Annotated in this window: 18 protein-coding genes and 2 pseudogenes; 10 read left to right on the top strand and 10 right to left on the bottom strand. The window is 33.6% G+C overall.

The window, feature by feature from the left end:
• Positions 1–188: 188 nt before the first annotated feature.
• The 7 genes and pseudogenes from lytS (at position 189) to msrB (ending at position 6,394) form a co-directional block, all read left to right on the top strand.
• Positions 189–1,958, top strand: a complete 1,770-nt coding sequence (gene lytS / locus ACYVEC_RS02920; RefSeq protein ID WP_063223968.1) for a two-component system sensor histidine kinase LytS — start codon at positions 189–191, stop codon at positions 1,956–1,958.
• Positions 1,936–2,676, top strand: a complete 741-nt coding sequence (locus tag ACYVEC_RS02915) for a LytR/AlgR family response regulator transcription factor (protein WP_063223967.1) — start codon at positions 1,936–1,938, stop codon at positions 2,674–2,676. The genes lytS and ACYVEC_RS02915 overlap by 23 nt, the downstream gene beginning before the upstream one ends.
• A 132-nt stretch (positions 2,677–2,808) precedes the next feature.
• The gene (lrgA, locus tag ACYVEC_RS02910) at positions 2,809–3,240 is read left to right on the top strand and encodes an antiholin-like murein hydrolase modulator LrgA (protein WP_060633042.1); all 432 of its coding nucleotides are present in this window, start codon (positions 2,809–2,811) and stop codon (positions 3,238–3,240) included.
• Positions 3,241–3,274: 34 nt separating this feature from the next.
• Positions 3,275–3,967, top strand: coding sequence for an antiholin-like protein LrgB (gene lrgB, locus ACYVEC_RS02905; protein ID WP_063223966.1), 693 nt, complete (start codon positions 3,275–3,277; stop codon positions 3,965–3,967).
• A gap of 327 nt (positions 3,968–4,294) precedes the next feature.
• Complete coding sequence (locus ACYVEC_RS02900) at positions 4,295–5,338, top strand: AI-2E family transporter (protein ID WP_063223965.1); 1,044 nt, start codon at positions 4,295–4,297, stop codon at positions 5,336–5,338.
• A gap of 90 nt (positions 5,339–5,428) precedes the next feature.
• Positions 5,429–5,896, top strand: a pseudogene (gene msrA, locus ACYVEC_RS02895) (peptide-methionine (S)-S-oxide reductase MsrA); the annotation flags it as partial.
• Between the two features lie 45 nt (positions 5,897–5,941).
• The gene (msrB, locus tag ACYVEC_RS02890) at positions 5,942–6,394 is read left to right on the top strand and encodes a peptide-methionine (R)-S-oxide reductase MsrB (protein WP_257148876.1); all 453 of its coding nucleotides are present in this window, start codon (positions 5,942–5,944) and stop codon (positions 6,392–6,394) included.
• Between the two features lie 28 nt (positions 6,395–6,422).
• Here msrB and ACYVEC_RS02885 read toward each other — a convergent pair whose 3' ends face one another.
• Positions 6,423–9,539, bottom strand: a complete 3,117-nt coding sequence (locus tag ACYVEC_RS02885) for an efflux RND transporter permease subunit (protein WP_460505589.1) — start codon at positions 9,537–9,539, stop codon at positions 6,423–6,425.
• 140 nt (positions 9,540–9,679) lie between these two features.
• Between ACYVEC_RS02885 and ACYVEC_RS02880 the strand changes: the two genes are divergently transcribed.
• Positions 9,680–10,552, top strand: coding sequence for a TetR/AcrR family transcriptional regulator (locus ACYVEC_RS02880; protein WP_063223962.1), 873 nt, complete (start codon positions 9,680–9,682; stop codon positions 10,550–10,552).
• Positions 10,553–10,581: 29 nt separating this feature from the next.
• Here ACYVEC_RS02880 and ACYVEC_RS02875 read toward each other — a convergent pair whose 3' ends face one another.
• The gene (locus ACYVEC_RS02875; RefSeq protein ID WP_060633037.1) at positions 10,582–11,553 is read right to left on the bottom strand and encodes a glycosyltransferase family 2 protein; all 972 of its coding nucleotides are present in this window, start codon (positions 11,551–11,553) and stop codon (positions 10,582–10,584) included.
• Between the two features lie 36 nt (positions 11,554–11,589).
• Entirely contained in the window at positions 11,590–11,973 is a 384-nt protein-coding gene (locus tag ACYVEC_RS02870; protein ID WP_063223961.1) for a GtrA family protein, read from the bottom strand.
• Between the two features lie 303 nt (positions 11,974–12,276).
• Between ACYVEC_RS02870 and ACYVEC_RS02865 the strand changes: the two genes are divergently transcribed.
• Complete coding sequence (locus tag ACYVEC_RS02865) at positions 12,277–13,734, top strand: glycosyltransferase family protein (protein ID WP_063223960.1); 1,458 nt, start codon at positions 12,277–12,279, stop codon at positions 13,732–13,734.
• A 95-nt stretch (positions 13,735–13,829) separates the two neighbouring features.
• On the opposite strand, the gene ACYVEC_RS02860 is transcribed toward ACYVEC_RS02865, so the two are convergent.
• From ACYVEC_RS02860 to ACYVEC_RS02845, 4 genes are all read right to left on the bottom strand, one after another.
• Positions 13,830–15,383 carry an ABC-F family ATP-binding cassette domain-containing protein gene (locus ACYVEC_RS02860; protein WP_098556224.1) on the bottom strand — a complete coding sequence of 518 codons (1,554 nt, stop codon included), beginning with the start codon at positions 15,381–15,383 and terminating at the stop codon, positions 13,830–13,832.
• 195 nt (positions 15,384–15,578) lie between these two features.
• The gene (locus ACYVEC_RS02855) at positions 15,579–16,400 is read right to left on the bottom strand and encodes a glycosyltransferase family 2 protein (protein ID WP_063223958.1); all 822 of its coding nucleotides are present in this window, start codon (positions 16,398–16,400) and stop codon (positions 15,579–15,581) included.
• A 29-nt stretch (positions 16,401–16,429) separates the two neighbouring features.
• Positions 16,430–17,884, bottom strand: coding sequence for an oligosaccharide flippase family protein (locus ACYVEC_RS02850; protein WP_063223957.1), 1,455 nt, complete (start codon positions 17,882–17,884; stop codon positions 16,430–16,432).
• Between the two features lie 384 nt (positions 17,885–18,268).
• Positions 18,269–18,781, bottom strand: coding sequence for an acyl-CoA thioesterase (locus ACYVEC_RS02845; RefSeq protein ID WP_000412135.1), 513 nt, complete (start codon positions 18,779–18,781; stop codon positions 18,269–18,271).
• A 312-nt stretch (positions 18,782–19,093) separates the two neighbouring features.
• On the opposite strand from ACYVEC_RS02845, the gene ACYVEC_RS02840 reads away from it, so the two are divergent.
• Positions 19,094–20,407 (top strand): ArnT family glycosyltransferase, encoded by a 1,314-nt coding sequence (locus ACYVEC_RS02840; protein WP_098556226.1) that lies wholly within the window; start codon positions 19,094–19,096, stop codon positions 20,405–20,407.
• Positions 20,408–20,498: 91 nt separating this feature from the next.
• Here the strand turns inward: ACYVEC_RS02840 and ACYVEC_RS02835 are convergent, their stop codons facing one another.
• The 3 genes and pseudogenes from ACYVEC_RS02835 to ACYVEC_RS02825 all read right to left on the bottom strand — a co-directional run bounded on the left by ACYVEC_RS02835 (position 20,499) and on the right by ACYVEC_RS02825 (position 22,562).
• Entirely contained in the window at positions 20,499–21,305 is an 807-nt protein-coding gene (locus ACYVEC_RS02835; protein ID WP_371830870.1) for a methyl-accepting chemotaxis protein, read from the bottom strand.
• Positions 21,303–21,680 (bottom strand): annotated as a pseudogene (locus ACYVEC_RS02830) (protoglobin family protein); the annotation flags it as partial. The gene ACYVEC_RS02835 and the pseudogene ACYVEC_RS02830, both read right to left, overlap by 3 nt.
• Before the next feature lie 249 nt (positions 21,681–21,929).
• Complete coding sequence (locus ACYVEC_RS02825) at positions 21,930–22,562, bottom strand: trimeric intracellular cation channel family protein (RefSeq protein ID WP_000924376.1); 633 nt, start codon at positions 22,560–22,562, stop codon at positions 21,930–21,932.
• Between the last annotated feature and the right edge of the window lie 72 nt (positions 22,563–22,634).

Genomic DNA, 22,634 nt, shown 5'->3' with positions numbered 1-22,634 from the left:
AACCTCACGGGGTTGGGTTAAAGGACTGTATTATATTACTTTATTTTTAGCACTCTTCTATTATATTGTCAAATAAAGATGGAATTGTTATGTGTAAAATATTTCAAAAGGTATTTCATTCTTCTTGACGTCTACTTCATTATTTTCCCATAATAAAACTAACTACTATAAAAAGGAATGAATCACAGATGCTAAATTTAGTACTTATGATGATTGAACGCGTCGGACTTATTGTTATTTTAGGGTTTTTACTTTCGCATATTAAAACGTTCAGGCGCCTTCTTCATAAGCAAGACGGATATGTAGATAAGCTTAAACTTATTTGTATTTTTTCGGTGTTTACAATTGTAAGCAATTACACAGGAATTGAAATAGCAGGAAATACGATTATGAATGAAAATTGGCTACAAGGCGTTTCTTCATCGAGCACAATCGCGAATACACGTATTATGGGTGTTGGAATTAGTGGATTACTTGGCGGACCTATCGTCGGAATTGGAGTAGGATCAATTGCTGGTATTCACCGTTATATGCTTGGCGGGACGACAGCGCTAAGTTGTGCAATCTCTTCAATTTTAGCGGGGATTATAACAGGTTATATCGGATACATTTTTAAAAGATATAATCGTACAATTACGCCTAAATTTTCAGCGGTTTTAAGTGTTTTTATCGTTTCTTTAGAAATGATTATGATCCTATTAATTGTAGAGGATGGAATGAGTATTGTGAAAACAATTGCGATACCGATGATCCTTGTAAATAGTTTTGGAAGTTTTATTTTACTTTCTATGATACAAGCTATTTTGCGCCAGGAAGAGAACGCAAAGGCACTTCAGACTCATAAGGTATTACGTATTGCAGATAAAACGTTACCGTATTTTCGCCAAGGCTTAACAGAAGAGTCATGTAAGCATGTGGCACAAATTATTCACCGCTTTACAGGGACAGATGCAGTATCCTTAACAGATACAGAGAAAATATTGGCTCACGTTGGATTAGCATCAGATCACCATATTCCTTCACATAGTTTAATAACTGGTTTGTCGAAAGAAGTGTTAAATACAGGGAAAATAATGAAAGCAAAATCACGTGAGGTTATTAATTGTCAACACGAAGGCTGTCCTTTGCAAGCTGCTATCGTTATTCCACTAACTTCACATGGAAATACGATAGGGACATTAAAACTATATTTCAAAAATCCTAACCAGTTAAGTCGTGTGGAAGAGGAATTAGCAGAAGGATTAGCAAAAATATTCTCTACACAACTTGAATTAGGTGAAGCTGAGTTGCAAAGCAAATTATTGCAAGATGCGGAAATAAAAGCATTACAAGCACAAATTAACCCACACTTTTTATTTAATGCGATTAATACAGTATCAGCTTTATGCCGAACAGATGTAGAAAAGGCAAGGAAGTTATTATTACAGCTTAGCGTGTATTTCCGTTGTAATTTGCAAGGGGCACGTCAGTTATTGATTCCACTAGAACAAGAATTAAACCATGTACAGGCATACCTATCACTAGAACAAGCAAGGTTCCCAAATAAGTATGAAGTAAAGATGTATATTGAGGATGAGCTAAAGATAACCTTAGTACCACCATTTGTTCTTCAACTATTGGTTGAAAATGCATTGCGACATGCTTTTCCGAAGAAGCAACCAGTATGCGAGGTGGAAGTGCATGTCTTTGAAAAAGAGGGTATGGTTCACTTTGAAGTAAAAGATAATGGACAAGGAATTGAGGAAGAACGTTTAGAACAATTAGGAAGAATGGTAGTTTCGTCAAAGAAAGGGACAGGAACAGCTTTATATAATATTAATGAACGTCTTATTGGGTTATTTGGGAAAGAAACGATGCTTCATATCGAAAGTGAATTAAATGAGGGGACAGAGATTACTTTTGTTATTCCAAAAAAGATAGGGGAGGAAGAGCGGGTTGTTAAAAGTGTTAGTAGTTGACGATGAAATGTTAGCACGTGATGAACTAAAGTATCTATTAGAGAGAACGAAAGAAGTTGAGATAATAGGTGAGGCTGATTGTGTAGAAGACGCATTAGAAGAGTTGATGAAAAATAAACCAGATATTGTGTTTCTAGATATTCAGCTATCCGATGATAACGGATTTGAAATCGCGAATATATTAAAGAAGATGAAAAATCCACCTGCAATTGTATTTGCTACTGCCTATGATCAGTATGCGCTGCAAGCATTTGAAGTAGACGCGTTAGATTACATTTTAAAACCATTTGATGAAGAGCGTATTGTACAAACATTAAAGAAGTATAAAAAACAAAAACAATCGCAAATAGAAACAAAGCAAGAAATAAAGGGTACAGATGTAACAGCAGAGATGCATAAATTAGCATTACCAATTGAAGAATCAATCGTACTTGTTAATATTGAAGATATTGTATATGTAGGGCTTGTAGATGGAAAAGTGACAGTAAAAACAATGAGGGAAACGTATGTAACACACGATACACTTGTAATTTTGGAAAAGAAGTTGCCACAAGCAAGTTTTATGCGTGTCCATCGTAGCTTTATTGCAAATATTAATCATATTACTGAAATTCAGCCATGGTTCAATTCTACTTATAATTTAATCATGAAAGAAGGATCGAAAGTACCTGTTAGCCGTACATATGCAAAAGAACTCAAGAAGCTGCTTCGTATTTAAGAAGCAGCTTTTGTATTTCATCCTTTTATATTTGTAATTGATTCTGTATATTTGACGTTCTGTTATGTAAACGCTTACTTAGGCGTTTATATCCTATACAATAAAGGTACCAAATCGAAAGAGGTGGCCAAAATGAGTACGAAAAAAGTATATAGTTTCTTATCACAAGCATTCATATTCTCAGCTATTATGTTAATTTCTAATATTATTGCAACACATTTACCAATTCCGATGCCTTCATCGGTAATCGGGTTAGTCATTTTATTTAGTCTATTATGTTTAAAAGTAATTAAATTGGAGCAAGTTGAATCACTTGGAACAGCTTTAACCGGTATTATCGGATTCCTTTTCGTCCCATCAGGTATTTCAGTTATTAATTCTCTTGGTGTAATGGGACAATATTTTGTACAAATTTTAACTGTAATTGTTGTCGCAACAATTATTTTACTCGCTGTAACAGGGTTATTTGCACAATTTATTTTAGGAAAAGATGAAAAAGAAACAGAAGATACAAAAGAATTGAAAGTAGTAAATAAAGGACGCAAGCACGGAAAGGTTGCGTAACCATTTTAGAATATATTGTTAGGAGGTAATGAACATGGCAAGTACAATGACTCCATATTTCGGAATCGTCGTTTCATTAATCGCATACGGAATCGGCACATTATTATTTAAGCATTCTAAAGGATTCTTCTTATTCACACCATTATTTGTGGCGATGGTATTAGGGATTGTCTTTTTAAAGGTAGGTAACTTTACTTTTGAAGAGTATAATACTGGCGGAAAAATGATTAGTTTCTTCTTAGAACCAGCAACAATTGCCTTTGCAATACCATTATATAAACAAGTTGATAAGTTAAAAAAATATTGGTGGCAAATTTTATCAGCTATCGTAGTAGGATCTATTTGTTCAGTAATTGTCGTGTTCATTGTTGCAAAAGCAATTGGTCTAGATACAGCAGTAATGAATTCAATGTTACCGCAAGCAGCAACAACAGCAATTGCGTTACCAATCTCTGAAAGTATTGGTGGTATAACAGCAATTACATCGTTTGCAGTTATTTTTAACGCAGTTATCGTATACGCATTAGGGGCATTATTCTTAAAAACATTTAGAGTGAAACATCCAATTGCAAAAGGTTTAGCGCTTGGAACAGCAGGTCACGCATTAGGAGTAGCAGTAGGAATTGAAATGGGTGAAGTAGAGGCAGCTATGGCAAGCATTGCTGTAACGGTAGTAGGGGTTGTAACAGTAGTTGTCATACCAATGTTCATGCCGTTTATTGGATAGTAAAACTTACTTAAAAAAATGAGAAAAGCAAGCTATTTGTAGGACAGATTTCTACTGATAGCTTGCTTTTTATGTTACAGTAGTGGTAAGACCTATCTTTAACAAAATGTAAGTTTCCTTAAATCTTCATTAATACTATGTAGAATACGTTTTGAATTAGGTCATTGTATTGTAAAATAAGAAGTAAGTTACTATAGACCTACTAAGGTAGGCGTATAATGAGCTTATAAAAATCTTAATATGAATGAATAATTAAAAGTAGAAAAGAGAGAAAAATCTACTTATTAACGTTTTACTTTATAGGACAGGAGAGAGTACTCGTCGATTATGCAAATAAAAAACCTGTTTCAAAGCAAAGGATTTCAGAGGTTACTCGTATTAGTAATACTTGCTCTCGTGTTATACGGGCTGCAAAGTATGTTGAATTTAATTTTAATTACGTTTATTCTCACGTATTTAATGGATCGATTCCAAAAGTTTATTTCTCGTAAATTAGATCATTTTATGCCCATCAATCGAAAGCTCATTATAGCATTTCTATATGTCATGTTAATTGGTGGAATTGCTATTACGCTATTTAAATATTTACCAGTATTAACGATACAAATTTCACAATTGATTTATCAATTTAACGTATTTTTAAGAAACCCACCGGATAGTGAATTAATTAAGTATGCAGTTAATGCTGTCAATCATATGGAACTTTCTAAATATGTAGGACAAGGTGTAGACATTTTGTATAAATCAATTACAAATGTCGGGAAGTTCGGACTTCAAGTTTTACTTTCTTTAATTTTAAGTTTATTTTTCCTGTTGGAGAAATCTCGTATCGTTGCTTTTACTGCAAAATTTAAAGAAAGCCGACTTGCAATTTTCTATACTGAAATTGAGTACTTCGGTAAGAAATTTGCACGTTCATTCGGAAAAGTAATCGAAGCACAATTTTTAATTGCAGTTGTTAACTGTGTTTTATCCGTTATTGCATTATGGATATTAGGATTCCCACAATTATTAGGTTTAGCGTTAATGATCTTCTTACTCGGTTTAATTCCAGTAGCTGGGGTTATCATTTCGTTATTCCCACTTTGTATGATTGCCTACAATATCGGCGGTATTATGTACGTTGTTTATATTTTAATTATCGTAACAGTCATTCATGCGCTTGAAAGTTATGTGTTAAATCCGAAGTTTATGTCGCAAAAAACAAACTTACCGATTTTCTATACGTTTATGGTATTAATCTTCTCAGAACACTTCTTAGGTGTATGGGGACTAATTATTGGTATTCCAATCTTCATTTTCTTATTAGATGTCTTAGATGTGACGAGTGATGAAATGGAGAAGGACTTGGAAAAAAATAAAGTGAAGTAGAGAAAAGCATCGATGTTCGATGCTTTTTCTTTTATAACATGATGTTTCTTATGCCATACTGTAAGAAGAATATAGAATAGGGGTGAAAGAATGGCTGTAAATGAAAAGGTAGAATTAGCTACATTTGCTGGAGGGTGCTTCTGGTGTATGGTTTCGCCATTTGAAGAGATGGAAGGGATTATAAAGGTTGTTTCTGGTTATACAGGTGGTCATAAAGAGAATCCAACCTATAAAGAAGTATGCTCGGAAACGACAGGACATTATGAGGCAGTACAAATTACATTTGATGCAACCAAAATGCCGTATGAAGAGTTATTAAATATATATTGGAGACAAGTTGATCCTACTGATGTAGGTGGGCAATTCCACGATCGTGGACAGTCTTACGAAACAGTGATTTTTTATCATAATGAAGAACAACATAAGAAGGCAGAGGATTCAAAAGAAGAGCTTGCACAGAGTGGGCGTTTTTCAAAGCCGATTGCGACAAAAATATTACCAGCTACTACGTTTTATCAGGCTGAAGAATATCACCAAGGATATCATAAGAAAAACACATTCCGCTACGAGTTATACCGTAAGGGCTCAGGGCGAGATGCGTTTATTAAGCAACATTGGCCAAAGGATAATGCTCATTTAAAAGAAAAACTCAATGAGATGCAGTTTTATGTAACGCAGGAAAATGGAACAGAACCACCTTTTCAAAATGAATATTGGAATCATAAAGAAGAAGGTCTTTATGTAGACATCGTTTCAGGAGAACCTTTATTTACTTCTTTCGATAAGTTTGATAGCGGATGCGGCTGGCCTAGTTTTACAAAGCCAGTTATGTCAGCTAGTGTGAAAGAAAAGATGGATGTGAGTCATAATATGACGCGTACGGAAGTGAGAAGCAAAGAAGGGGATTCACATCTTGGACATGTATTTCCAGATGGTCCAGGACCAAATGGACTTCGCTATTGTATAAACTCAGCAGCCCTTCGATTTATTCCAAAAGAGGAATTAGAGAAAGAAGGCTATGGTGATTTTCTAATCTTGTTTGGAAATAAAAAATAACCTCGCAGTTAGCGAGGTTATTTTTTTTTTATTTTGCTTTTTTCTTTTTAAACTTACTTAATACTTCATAAACGATTGGAACGATAAGAAGTGTTAATAACGTTGAACTTGTTAATCCACCAATTACTGTTACACCAAGTCCTTTAGAAATTAAGCCGCTACCTTCAAATCCTAATGCAAGCGGGATAAGAGCCCCGATTGTTGCAATTGCAGTCATTAAAATAGGACGAAGACGTGTTGCACCAGCTTCTAATAAAGCTTCACGTGTTGATAGACCTTCATTTTCTTTATGAATAACGCGGTCTATAAGCACGATTGCGTTTGTTACAACGATACCGATTAACATAAGCGCACCGATCATTGCAGATACACTTAACGTTTCACCAGAGATTAATAAGGCAACAAGAGCTCCGATAATTGTAAATGGTAGCGAGAATAAAATTGCGAATGGTGCAAGAGCACCGCCAAATGTAACGACAAGAACGAAGTATACAATGGCAATCGCAGCTAACATCGCTAAGCCAAGTTGCTTAAATGATTCTTCAATATCTTTTGTAACGCCACCCATAGAAACATCTACGCCAGAAGGAAGATCCATTTTATCTACTTCTTTTTGAACAGCGGCAGATGCTTTTGAAACGTCATCAGATGTTAGTTTTGCACTTACTTCCGCATAAACACGGCCATCGCGGTGTTTCACTGTATTCGAAGTTTCCCCTTCTTTTACAGTCATTACATCCTTCACAGCCACTTCATTACCAAGTGGTGTTGTAAGTTTTCGATTTGTTAAGTCATCGATTGTTTCATAATTTTGTTTTTCAGCTTCTACATATACATTGACATCTTTACCGTCTTTTTTAATTGTTGTCAGAACAGGGCGATCATGCTGATTAGAAAGTCCCATTCCAATTTGTGCAGCCGTTAGACCCATTTTGCTTAGTTTTTCTTGATCTGCGACTAAAGTGTACTCTGCATATGTTTTTGCAATACTAGAGTCTATATCTTTTAAGTCTTTATTTTTCTTCATGATATTTTGAATATCTTTTACGACAGGTGTAATCTCTTCAGAGCTATCTCCGTAAACGTATAGCTTAATTTCATTACTACCGCCACCCGCTCCGAAATCTTGGTTTTTCCATTCACCTTTTCCAGACACCTTCTGTAAATCTTTAACGACTTGTTCTTTCTCTTTTTCAAAGTTTTTCGTGTCATTATCATATTGTACGAAGAACATTGCTTGATTTGATTGACCAGGGCTCATTGGGTTTTCTCCACCTAATGAGAATTGAATTGTTTTGACGTCTTTATTATTTTGGAAGTGCTTTTCAGCTTTTGTTGCAATTTTTTCAACGTCTTCTAATGTTTGACCTGGTTCAGGGTTGTATGTTGCAATAATCATTTTTTCTTCTTCAGCTGGTAAGAAACTTACACCGATAATTGGCACAAGTGCAAGGCTACCAACTAATAGAAGGACAGCGATACTTGATGTAATAATTTTGTGATTTAAAGCCCATGCAAGTATGCGTTTATAACCATTTGCTAATTTACTTGGTTTTTCCTCATGATGTACTTCTTTTTCCCTCATGCTCTCTTTTTTAAATAAAGAATGAGCTAGCATTGGTACGATTGTAACTGCTACTAGTAATGATGCTAATAAAGCGAAGACGATAGTTAAGGCGAATGGTAAGAACATTTCACCAATCATACCTTTTACTAGTCCAAGCGGTAAAAATACAGCAATTGTTACAATGGTAGAAGACATAATTGGAATAAACATTTCTTTCGTAGCTTCACGAATTAAATCTTTTCCGCGTAGTTTTTCCTCTGATAATGACATACGTCGGTAAATATTTTCAATAACAACAATGGAATCATCGACGACGCGCCCGATAGCGACTGTCATTGCTCCAAGTGTCATAATGTTAAGCGTAATATCCATTTGCTTTATGACTAATACAGCAATTAATAAAGAAAGTGGTATGGAAACGACAGAGATTAATGTTGTTCGGATATTTCGTAGGAACAGCATAATGATAACAATCGCAAAGATAGCACCAAAAATGGCTTTGCTCAGCATTGTTTCTACTGATTTCTCAATAGGTGCACCTTGGTCGAATGTTGAAATAATCTCTAAGTCTTTATATTTTTTCTCGAGTTCTTTTACTTTATCTTTCACTGCATTTACAACATCAACTGTATTCGCGTCAGCAGCTTTTACAATTTGAATTCCAATTGCTTCTTTTCCATTTGTTCGAGAAATAGATTCTGCTTTTCCGACTTCTTTAATGTCAGCAATTTCGTCTAATGTAACTGTCGGAATCCCGTTCATAGCGGCTGGATTCATTTGCGGCATTTGTGTACCAGCTCCAGCATTTTGACTACCTTGACCACTCGGTGATGAAGGAACAGCTGGGATTTTCAGTTCTTTTAGTGCTTTAATTGTTGTAATATTTCCATCTACAACAACTGATTTTTCCGTGTCTTTAAATGTATATAAGCCAAGTGGTAAAGATACGTCCGATCCTTTAATTACATTTTTTACAGTATCTTCACTTAAACCTAATTCTTTCATCTTATCTTTCTTGAAGACAAGTTGTACTTCATCTACTTGTTGACCTGAAATTTGAACAGATGCGACCCCATCAAGTCCTTTTAATCCTGGAACAACATTTTTTTCTACATTTTCAGTTAAGGTAGCTAAAGATTCACTTTTACTTGCTACGCTTAACGAAATAACTGGAAAGGCATTGAAGTTTACACGTGAAACTTTCGGGTCCTGTACGCCTTCTGGCAGTTTCACATTTGCGAGAGCTTCTTTAATTTCTGTTTCAGCCTTCTCCATGTTTTTATCAAAATCATATTCTACCTGAATAGAAGATGCGTTTTGAAAAGATGATGAGCTAACAACATTTACACCACTTAAATTTTGTAGTTGCTCTTCCATTGGTTTTGAAATTTTGTCAGCTACTTCTTCTGGTGTAGCACCAGGATAAACCGTAGTTACTGTTACAACCGGTGTTGTTATATCAGGAATTGTTTCCAGCTTCATATTAAGCCCAGAATAAATACCTGCAATGGTAACAATAATGGTTAGTAGCCAAACTGCGAACTTATTTTTTAACGAGAAATTAATGATTTTGTTCATGTTTGCGCTCCCTTTTTATTGTATTGACCAACTGGTCAGTCTAATACATAATATAACTGACTGATTGGTCAGTCGTCAATGAAAAGAGATGGTATAATAAATTCATGATAAGATGCGAGATTAAGTTTAGGAGAGAAGATATGAAAGAAAAAGAGCGCTTAATTATAGAGATGGCTATGAAGTTATTTGCGACTAAGGGTGTAAATGCGACATCAGTGCAGGAAATTGTGACAGCTTGTGGCATATCTAAGGGAGCTTTCTATTTATATTTTAAATCGAAAGATGAGCTTTTATTAGCAACACTTCGATATTACTATGACAAGATTCAAAATAAAATGATGGATATTGATAAAGAATCATTATTACCACGTGAAAAATTTGCAAAACAATTGCATTGCCAGTTTAACGATATACAAAAGCATAAAGAATTTATTATTATGCATGCGAGGGAAAATGCTATTCCTTTTAATAAAGAAGTGGAAGAGTTTATGATGCGGATGAAGTTAGAGTCTCACGCATTTTATCGGAATAGTTTACTGTCTATTTATGGTGACAAGGTTATTCCATATTTGTTAGATTTAGTAATTATGGTAGAGGGCATATGCCGTGGATATTTAGAACTAATCATTATACAAGCACCAGAAATTGACTTATCGTATGTTTCTGCGTTTATTTTGAAAAGAGTGGATGATTTAGTAGATGGATTGGTAGAATCTTCGGAAGAACCCGTGTTACATGAAGAAAAGCTTGGAGAATTCCTTTGTAAATCAGAGCTTATTAAGGAGCAGGTTAAGGAACATTTTTTAAAAGAAATTATTGTTTTTAAACGTACATTAGCTGATCAATTAGAAGATGATGAATTAATTGTTACGCTAGATGTTTTGGAGGCGGAAATGAGATTACCAAATCCAAGGATTCCGGTCATCCAAGGAATGCTGTCTAATTTAGAAGTATATCCAAATTTAAAAGAATTCCGCTTACGACTTATGGGATATTACAATATAAAAAGGTAACAATGACAGTTTTCATTGTTACCTTTTTTTTATGCATTCACTTTTTCTTTTGTTTGTGTAGTCTCTTCTTGCTCAATATTGATTGTTTCTTTTACGATATAAATCGGACGGTTTTTACTTTCGTCATAAATACGAGCAATATATTGGCCGACGATGCCAAGGCCAAATAACTGAATACCACTAAAGAATGTAATAGCAACCATTATAGATGCCCAACCTGTTTGCGTATCATGTCCGAGAATTTTCACAGTAATTGTATATAGTAAGACAATTATAGAAATAAGAACTGATAATAAACCTAAAGACATAACGATGCGTAATGGCTTTGTCGAAAATGCAATAATGCCATCAGATGCAAATTTAATCATTTTCTTTAATGGATATTTTGTTTCACCAGCAAAGCGCTCATCGCGTTGATATTCAACATACGTTTGGCGGAAGCCAACCCAAGACATCATACCGCGGATGAAGCGATTTCGCTCAGTCATTTGATTGAAAACATCAGCTACCTTGCGATCGATGATTCGGAAATCACCAGTATCTTTTGGGATATCGATATCAGACATGTAGTTTAGGAATTTATAGAAATATTTAGCTGTTAAAAGTTTAAACCAAGTTTCACCTTTACGTTGTTTACGTTTTGCATAAACAACTTCATATCCTTCTTCCCATTTTGCAATAAGTTCAGGAATAACTTCAGGTGGATCTTGTAAGTCTGCGTCTATAATTACAATAGCGTCACCTTTTGCAGCAGCAATACCAGCTGTAACGGCTACTTGGTGTCCAAAGTTACGCGCGAAATTAACGATTTTTGTACGGTAATCATTTGCTGCAATCTCAGATAAAATTTCCATTGTACGGTCTGTACTACCGTCATTTACAAAGACAAACTCGTAATTAATATCATTTTGAAGCATAACGGACTTTAAACGGTTATAACATTCCTGTGCTACTTCTTCCTCGAAGTACATAGGAACTACAACCGAAATTAATTTTTGCATGTTGTATCCTCCGTATTTTTAATAAGTCGTTCAAATTTAATTAGTAGCATTTTCAGTTTGGTTGAATGTCCAAATTTTATTAAGGACAAAATTTATAACCATTCCGACACCAATTGCGAAAATCTGTGCAATTAATGCATTCAAGGCAAGCTTATCTACTAATATAAATAAACATAATGTATTAAAAGCCAATACAATTAAATTTACAGTTAGAAATTTAAAGAACATTGACGTGCTTTTATTATTAGGTTTAAACACCCAATTTTTATTCCAATAGTAGCTATTGGCAACACCAATTAAATAGGCAATGGTATTCGCAACAAGATAGTTCATCCCGAACTTTAATAAGATCCAAAAGCTAATAATGGTAATGAGCGTATTAAAGATTCCTACTAAACCAAACTTTAAGAGTTTCTCCATAATAGTATCCTCATCTTTATAAAATATATAAATAAAACAAGAAATGTAGAAAGGTTATTCTTACATAACAACTATCAATTATAGCATAGTTTATACTAAGATGTTATATGTTTTGAGTGGATATCATTTTAGGATATAGAATGAATTTGTCAATAATAAAAAAGGTTATTTTAAATTGGCATACCGGACAGTATGAAAGCAAACATGGAAATCATGGTAATATTAATGTATAGTAGCTGGTAGTGTAATTTTTTTAGGAAATATAATGTTTTCCCATATAAATATGTTAAGGAGTGAGTTTTTTTGGAACGTTTTTCTGGATTGTTTTCAACTTTTTCTACACGTGCCATATACGGCATTTATAGCTTTTTCGTTGCAATATTAATTTTTGATTATTTTTCAGATACTCAAAAATATAATTATGTAATGATATTAGTTGGAGTTTTATTATTATGTACAATTGGAAACTTTATACTTAGTAGTGGATCGCTATATCTTGAGAGAGTAAATGAAAAAATATGCTTTTTTGTACTGCTAATTATTTGTGTAGCAGTGAAAACTGCATGGATTGTTACATATAAGATTGATCCGATTGGTGATTATGAAGCCTTTTTCAATACTGCAAAAGCATTAGGTGATAACTTTGTTATTCATGATAGATATGTTGCATTATTTCCACATATTTTTGGTTATGCTTCATTCTTAAGTATCTTCCTAAAAATATTTGGGGCAAACTTTATGATTCCGCCAATTATTAATGTTGTTTTAACTACAATTTCGATGGGATTAATATATTTTATAGCTAGAAGAATTGGTGGAGTGAGAACAGCGATAACAGCAAGTGTTTTATGGATTCTCTTGCCATCACAAACGATGTATAACATGTTTGCACTTTCAGAACCGTTGTATTGTACAGTACTGTTATTAGCCTGGGCAATTATGATAATTGTTTATGATAAACTTGAAAATATAACGATTGCAAAGGTTATTATGTATTCAATTCTATTAGCTGCATTACTTGTATTAATAAACATGGCAAGACCAATTGCAGCAGTGCCAATTATAGCCTTAGCGATATGGATGTTTATTATAGATACAAAGCATATCGGGAATAAAAAGCTACTTATTAATAAGGTGGCATACTTAGGGGTTATCATTATTGGATACTTAATGATGTCTTCGGCGGCAAATCATTATGTAACATTACGTTTAGGTGAAGAGATAGCAACAGTGCCGGGATACAATATTCATGTAGGGTTTAATAAGGGAGCCTCAGGAACATGGAATCCAGGAGATTCAGCATTACTATATCATTATAGTGGTCAACCAGGATGGAGTGCTCAGGACGTCCAAAAGCAAATGCTTGAAGAAGCGAAAAAGAGAATCAAAAACGATGATATAGATTTCGGGAAACTAATGTATGATAAATTTATTATCTTTTTAGGTAATGATGACCAAGCTGTTAAATATGCAGATCCAATTATGGACCATAAAGTACGCTATACTATAATTTCTAATGTCTTCTATTACTTTTTACTAGTTACTTCACTGTTCGGAGCGTTAGTAGCTATAAAAAATAAAAATAAATCTTCACTTTTAATTATTTGTTTATATGTAATTGGGCTAACAATGGCACAAATGATAGTAGAAGTAGCACCGAGATATCATTATTCGGCTACAATACCTATGATCTTTTTAGCTGCTTTTGGTATTAAGCATATTTATAATAAAAAAAGTGACAGAGATATAGTAAAAAGATAAGTAAAAAAAGCAGTTGTTTCAAAAGGGTGTGTACGAATCCTTTTAGAAGCAACTGCTTTTTTACTTATAAAATTTGAAAGATAGTTCTTATTGGATTAAGCGTCTTGCTGAGCCCATTTCTCTACATCCCAAGTTTTTGTTATCCAACCTTCATAAAAGTCTGGTTCATGGCATACAAGAAGAATTGTTCCTTTATATGCTTTCATCGCCTTTTGCAGCTCTTCTTTTGCTGTAACATCAAGGTGGTTTGTTGGCTCATCAAAGAGTAACCAGTTACTTTCTTCACCCATTAGTTTACATAAACGAACTTTTGCTTGTTCGCCACCGCTTAATTGGTTCAGTGGACGAGAGATATGTTCGTTTTTCAAACCGCATTTCGCTAACATGGCGCGTATCTGATGTTGGTCTAAGCTAGGGAAAGTATTCCAAACATCATCAATTGGTGTTATATTATCAGCTTTTACTTCTTGTTCGAAGTATGATGGATTTAAGAAGTCACCAAGGCTTGTTTTTCCGCTTAATGGTTTAATCTTACCTAAAATTGTCTTCAACAGTGTTGACTTACCGACACCGTTACATCCAACAATTGCAATTTTTTCTCCGCGTTCAATTGTCATCGTTAATTTTGGTAATAGCGGATGTGTATATCCAATTTCTACATTTTCCCCTTCAAAGACGAATCGGCTACTTGCACGACTTTCTTTAAATGAAAACTCAGGTTTAATAGCTGTTTCAGGGCGATCGATACGTTCCATGCGATCAAGTTGTTTTTGACGGCTCTTTGCACGTCCTGTTGTTGAGTAACGAGCTTTATTTTTCGCAATAAAATCTTCTTGCTTTTTAATGAATTCTCGCTGCTTCTCATAAGCGTTGATATGTTGATTTTTATTCATTTCTGCTAGCTCTAGGAATTTTTCATATGTCGCTGTGTAACGCGTCATTTTTGTGAATTCTAGATGGAAAATAATATCGACGCATTTATTCATAAATTCCGTATCATGGGAAATTAATAGGAATGCGTATGGATATTCTTTTAAATAAGTTGTTAACCAATGAATATGTTCAACGTCTAAATAGTTGGTAGGCTCATCTAATAGTAGTACTTCTGGTTGCTCAAGTAGTAATTTTGCGAGTAATACTTTTGTACGTTGTCCACCACTTAATGCTGCAACGTCACGATCTAGACCAATTGCGTCAATTCCAAGACCACGTGCTGCTTCTTCAATTTTAATATCTAATAAATAGAATCCGCCTGCTTCAAGAGCATCTTGAATTTCTGCCATTTGCTCAAGAAGTTCCTCTAATTCTTCCGGTGTAGCAGTTCCCATTTTTTCTGCAACTTCATTTAAAGCTTTTTCTTTTTCAAATAAAGGTAAAAACGCATCTGCTAATACATCACGAATTGTGCGACCAGGTGTTAAAATAGTATGCTGGTCTAAGTAACCGTAATTTGTACCAGGTGTCCATTCTACACGACCTTCGTCATGGATAAGCTGACCAGTAATTATATTCATAAATGTTGATTTACCAACACCGTTTGCTCCAACTAATCCAACATGTTCCCCTGCAAGTAAGCGCATGGATACATCTTTAAATAATGTACGATCACCAAATGTATGGCCTAATTTTTCAACAGTTAATAAGCTCATAATGTCCTCCGTTCATTTCTAAATAGTGTCTTGAATCATGATACTAAATTCTTGGATAGAATGCTATCATTTCCAAAATATATAATGTATTTGACCAGTAGGGTATGCGATTCCAAAAGGATGATGGGTTGCTATGATGTGAAAGAAATAAAAATAAGGTGTAACCATTTAATAAAAGTGGTTACACCTTATTTTTTATTTTAAATAACCACGAACAATTCCGCGTAAGCGATTTGCATGGAATTTGCGCTTATCATTAGAAATATTTTGTGTCATACGGAATGTTGCGGCAGCGACAGCACGTAAGAAATAAGGGAATCCGTAGTGTAAGCGAATAACCCTACCAAAACCACCAGCATAAGAAATGGCACGTTTTAATGATTGTTCATTAATAATTTCCTCTTTTACAGGATGGTATACGAACAGATCTTTTCTAAATAAACCAGTATAATTTTGTTTCATACCGCGTAGTACAAAGTCAGTTTCTTCACCAGCTCCATAAATCGTTCCTGAACCAACACCTAAATCTTCATCAAATGTACCTACATCTTGTACAAATTGCTTTGTGAAGAATAGTGTGAAAGAAGGTCCCATGAATCCATACTTATTATTTAAAATAATGTCTGTATTCGGCGCGTGTATTAAAGAACCCGTTCCTTCAACATTTGTCGTGTTTGTTGAGATAAAATGAACATCTTTATTAGAGTTGAAGGTTTCTAATATACTCTCTAAAACATTTGTTTCATAAATACAATCATCATCTGGAAAAGCGATAAAATCGCCATCCGCTACTTTTAAGCCTGCATTGCGAGCTCTCGATAGTCCTTTAATAGGTGTATAAATGTAATTAATAGAAAATCTATCTTTATATTCATCAAATAAATCAGAGATTGGCGTATCGTTTTGATCTACTACGATAAGTTCGAAGTTTTTGTAAGTTTGTTGTTCAAGTGATTTTAGTAAGTCAAGAATATCATCACGTCTGCCACAAGTAGCCATGATTAAAGAAAATTTCAAGTTTAACAGCTCCTTTTAGAGATTGCGTTTTAAGCCTTTTTGAATCGTGCTAGTATCTTTTCGAGTAGTGAAAAGAGAATTTCATCCTTTGTTATAAAGAGGATAAGGGCATACGTTAATCCACACGTTATTATTACTAGGATAACTTGCAGTATTTGTCCAGATACGATCATATCAATAACGAATGCTATCGGTATAAATGTTAGGGAATAAAAGAGATATTTAAGTTTTTGTATATCGAATAACGTATAATTCACTTTTAGTTTCTTTTTCACATAAATATATTCAAATGTGATTAAGAAACAATTCGCAATTGTTGTTGTAAAAATTGCGGTTGTTGGTGTAAGTACATGGAAGAATATTAGTGCAATATTAGATGCTAAGTTGATAAATCCGCAAATGAATAAAAATCGCACTAAAATGCTTTCTTTCTTTTTTACATAAATAATTTGATTCGATAAAATGGACTCAATGCCAACTGTAATCATATAGAAGGCGAAAACAATTAGTGTATTACCAGCTCCGGCAAACTGTTGTCCACCGTAAATGACAACAGCTCCATGAGCAATGAGCATTAAACCGATTGCAGCAGGGAATAGGGTAATGAAATATACTTTTGAAATTTTATTTAGTAAAGATTCATACTCCATTTCAGACGCATTTCCTGATAAATAAGACAGTCTTGGAACGGTTACTTGTACAACACTTAACATAAGTGTATTAATAATCATCATAATTTGAAAAGCCATTACGTAATATGCAACTTCTTCTTTTCCAACATATATTCCTAAAAAAAGACGATCTAATTGAGTATATAAAATATTAGCATTTGAAAAAATCAAGACTAATAGTAACGGTTTTAAATGAGGAATAATCGTTAAGTCGGAAAAATCAAATTTCACTTGGCGTTTCACATATATAAAGCTAATAGAGTGGTTTAAAAATGTGGATAATACTAATAAACCAGCATATGTTTTGTAATCGTCGACCCCATGAATGAAAGAGAAAAGAAGTACGACATAGATTAATCGAACGATAACGGTTTTTTTAGTGATGAAGTCATAATTTTCATATGCCTCGTTGAACCATTCCACATAAAACATGTTAGATATGAAATTAAAACCGAAAATAAGAAGAACTGGAAATAGACTTTCATGTCCATATCCAATATAACTAAAGAGCACAAAGGCTGATAAAGCCAAAATACTAGTTGTGAAGTTAATTACATAGAGACTTGTAAATAACTTAGAAACTTTCTTCTTATCGTTTTTAATTAAGCTAATTTCACGTAAACCATATTGGTATACACCAAATACGGCGAACACGAAGAAGTAATTGAAAAAAGTTTCAGCAATATTAACGGTTCCGATTGAAGTGGCTCCTAACGTTCGATATGCGTAAGGACCAACTAAAATTGGAAGGATAATATTAAAAGTATTGAGCAGTATTTTATAAAAAATATTTGAAGCAATTGATTTCTGCATAATTTCACCTTTCCATTAAAATAATCCAATTTAATTAAAATACTTGCTATGTCATAGTAAGGTTTTAAACTACAGTTAATTCTTTCAATATAATGAAGTGTAAGGTGTTTTCTACACGATTTACAAATCCTTAAATTGTTTTGTTGACCACCCGTATAAGTGTACCCTACATAAACTTTGTAAAGCAACTGTTGATGGAATAGAACCGTGTTATAAATGAGATTTTATCAATTAGAAAAAGTGAATAGCGAACGGATATGTATAAAAATATTACATAGTATGTGTGAAAAGGAGTAATGGTTGTATGAAGGTGTGGAAATGATTATAAAAAATGAGCGAATATATGATAATTATTCGCTCAGAAGATGTTTTAATGGTAAAGTCCTATATACTCCAAGGTTTACTTAAAGTTAGAACTTCAGCCATTTCCTTGCTTTTGACACGCCCTTTTTTTCTACTTTCTGCACGCTCAGAACCAGTTGTGTGTAGCCAATGTTCTTCTTCAGTTTCAGGCAGTACTTGTGGAACAGATGAAGGTTTTCCGTCTTTTAATGCAACGAATGTAATGAAACATGTTGCAGCTATTCTACGTTCTCCTGCTAATAAATTCTCTGCAATTACTTTTACGAACACTTCCATTGAAGATTTTCCTGTATAACATACGAATGCTTCGTAACAAACAGAATCTGCTTGGTGAATTGGAGTTAAAAAATCTACAGAATCGATAGATGCTGTTACGCAATGTTTACGGCTATGTCTTGCAGCTGCAATTGAAGCGATACTATCAATTTCTGCTAATAATTTTCCTCCGAAAAGTGTTTGATGATTATTTAAATCATTCGGAAAAACACGTGTTGTTTTAATTGCTTTGGATTCTCGCATGAATTTCTTTTCCATATGGTCAGCCCCTATTTTCTGTTTTCAATCAGAATGACATGTATTGTAAGTGGAGTACAAAAATATTAAAAATCCATAGATATTTAATGAAGTAAAGAATTCCAGAAGAGGGTGAGTAAAACTTCTGTATTTGTATTCATGTAACTGAAAGAAAAGTTATCTTATATAAAGTGTAGTGTAAAAGAGGATTCGCTTACATTGCAAGTGAAAAAATTAGGACCCTGTATTTGTCATAGAAATTCCCTATCAGCTGTGTGCCTATTCATGATAGAATCGTTTTGTTATGAATGGAAATAGAGGTGCAATGGACATATGAATCATATACAAACAAATTTTTCGTCTTTTTTCAGTAAAATAATGATTGGTGCGATGCTCGCATTTTTTGTTTACAGTTGTTGGTCTGCGTTCGAAACAAGTAAACAATTTTTTGGAGACAGTACAACAAGTGTAACAATTGTATTGGTTATTTTCGTTATTCTCATGCTGTTGGTAGCATCGATTTTACAGTATCGTTTTACAGATAAACAATTTCTTATTTTCCTTATCGGTACATGTATAGTTGTGAGACTTAGTATGGTTTTATTTGTAGACGTTCCGTTAATCGGTGATATGAAAGCTACGTTTGAGTCTGCAAAGCAGGTTGCAATTGGTAATAGCGTAGAGAATATAGCACAGTTACCTTTTATTATTTATGAATCAATTATTATTCGTATATTTGGCGATACAGTATTCGCATTGCAGTTATTTAATATTTTATTTTGCACAGGGACTGCATTTTTCATTTATCGTATTGCAGCAATCGTTTTTGGAGAAGGATGCGGTCGTATTGCGTCTGTATTTTACGCTTTATATATTCCAAATATATTTATGAGTTCTTTATTAACATCAGAATCACTCGCAATATTTTTATTTTACTTAGCTTGTTACATACTTTTATATAAAGGTTTAGATCATCCTTATATGTGGGTGCTTGCAGCAATTTTATTTGCATGTAGTAATATGATTTTCCCAATGGGGTTATTTCTTCCTATTTTTATTGCTGTATATGTGTTGTTAGTTGAACTTTTTCAATCAGCAATGAAGCAAAAAGTATTATTAAAGATGATAGGGATACTTATTCTATTTTATAGTGCCCATTTTGGTGTGAGTTATGGAATTCAGACAATGGGAATGTCACAATATACGATTTCAAATGAAACGTATGTTCAATCTGTTTTGATTGGAAAAGGTAAAAATGAGAGGGAAATGACAAAGAATCAAAGCGTAACAGAGCGTATTGACCAAAACCTAAAAGAGATTGAAGAAGAAAGATTTAAATTTTTAAAGCCAGTCATTAATCAATTCTCAGATGAGGGAATACATTCTATTCTATTTAAATGTGAAAAACTTATATATATAGCAGTAACATTGTTTATGTCTATTGCTTTATTACACTTTCTTATTAAGAAACAACAAAACGAAGGATATATGTTGTTCTTATTGTTAATTAGTGGATACGTATTGTTAAGACTCTTCCAAGTAGATATGGCATATTACAATCTTATAGTGCCAGCTTTGTTTATTTTGCAAAGCTTTGGTGTTTATATGAGTTATGTGTACTGTCAAAAAATATTCTTCAGAAAATAAAAAGAATCCAGATTGGATTCTTTTTTTTGAATGGAAGATGAGGACTAAGAATTAGTGGAGATAAAGAATCCCTACTGACATAATCTGCACTCTATCGGTTCAGTTCCAGTTGTAAACTATCGGCTGTTAGAGCCATTTTTGAGGAATCGTCTTGAATTCCTTTCATTACTTGTGAAATGGTTTCTAACTCATTTTCAATTTTTTTATTCTGCTCTTTCGAGTTAGACATGTCTTTTACAATTTCTTGGAAGTATTGATCTGTTGCAGACATACCATCTGTTCCTTCAGATACGAGGGAGCTAATTTGTTTGACTGAAGAAGAGACACGAATAATTTGTTCATTTGTTTTTTCAACGAGCTTTGTCACGTTGGATATGGATTCTTTCGTTTGCTCTGATAACTTTCGAATTTCTCCAGCTACAACGGAGAAGCCCTTACCAAATTCCCCAGCACGAGCAGATTCAATAGCAGCATTTAGTGCGAGTAAGTTTGTTTGCTCCGCAATTGATTTTACAATATCTATGATTTCGTTAATTTTGTTAGAAATATCGAGAAGTTCATGAGTATCTGTAATGATAGTTTCCATGTTCGTTTGAATGTATTCCATTCGTTTATTTTGCTGATTTAATTGCTCTTTCCCTTTATTCGCTTTTTCCTCCGATGTTGTAGCTAATGATGTACCTGTTTTGGCAATTTCTACAATAGTTTCAGATTTAGCGGTTAACTGTTGAATAGAAGTGCTCGTTTTTTCAGATACAGATGCTAGTTCTGTTGCAATATGCGTAATGGTCATAGCTGTTATTTCTTTTTCTTTTTCATGTTCTTTTTGCATTCTTTCATATTCAGATTCATAAGCGGCAATAACGAGTTCTTGTTCAAGGGTGAATAATTTATTTATAACGTTTATAGAATATGAAAAATCGTCAATTGTTTTAATTTTTGTTTGCAATATCTTCATGATAGAGCGGAATAATTCTTGATAAGCGGCAGTATACCATTTTCTATGTAAGCCAATTTGTACATGTCTTTTGGCAATTCGAACACGTTGTTCAATAAAATCTTCATGCATATCTCCGCTGAATAATTCTTTTATATGTGTTTTTAAAGTTTGCTTTAGTTTTGGAATAGAACTATAACGTTCAATAATAGTAATTAAATTTGGCTGTTTTGTAATATTGGCATAGAATTTTTCCGTAATCCAATCAATTTCTTCATAAATAAAGGGCTGTAGTACCTTTACGATTTGTAAATCTTCCTTTGAAATATGTAGCATATCCATTTGAATTTTCAATTCAGAATTAGTAGGCACGTTAAAGGTGATTTGTTGATCCTTACTTAATTCAAATATACTGGCGTATGTTTTATTTGTATGTTTTTTAAAAAACCCAAGCATCGTTCTTCCCCCTGTGTATAAAGCGTTTTCATTTTTGGTTCTATTATAATTATATATTTTTATATACAATTACTCTATATTAGTGTGTAGAATAGTATATAAATTAAGAGAATTCTATGTAGAATTCTCTTAATGGCCTTTATTAATTTTAGCATGTGTTTTAAAGAAAACTGGGAAATGTACATTATATATTACAGTGACAACACGAATAATGAATGTTACTAATAAACAAACATAGAAAGCTAATACGTGTGCCCCCATTGCATATGTGATTAGGAAACTAATTGCTCCTAAAATAGAAGCGATTGCGTAAATCTCTTTTCGGAATACGTAAGGGATATCTTGAGCGCAAATGTCACGCAAAATACCGCCTCCAATACCTGTAATGACTCCCATTGAAACAACTAGAAATGAGGCGTCAACATGATGTGACATTGCCGCATTTGCACCAATGGCTGTAAAAACACCTAGGCCAACAGCATCAGAAAGCATAATAACGACTTGCAGTTTATTGATACGTTCAAAAAACATACAAGTAAATAATGCTGATAATACGCTTACGAAAAAGTAAATGGGTTTAACAAATGCGACAGGAGGCAGGTTACCGATCATAATATCACGAATAATACCGCCGCCGAGCGCAGTAGCTACAGCTAAACAAAGGACACCGAATAAATCTAAATCTTTTTTTAAACCAACTAATGTACCGGAAATAGCAGCGGCGATAATGCCAAGAAACGTAAATATGTCGATTAATAACATTGCTGTAATCCCTTCCTCCTAAAGATGTTCCAGAGAAAAAATATACACTAAAGTTATGTAAATAACAATGCA

This window comes from Bacillus sp. MN7755 (assembly GCF_054771475.1).
Note: the sequence above shows the minus strand (reverse complement) of the source record. Positions and strands in the feature narration are given on the sequence as shown.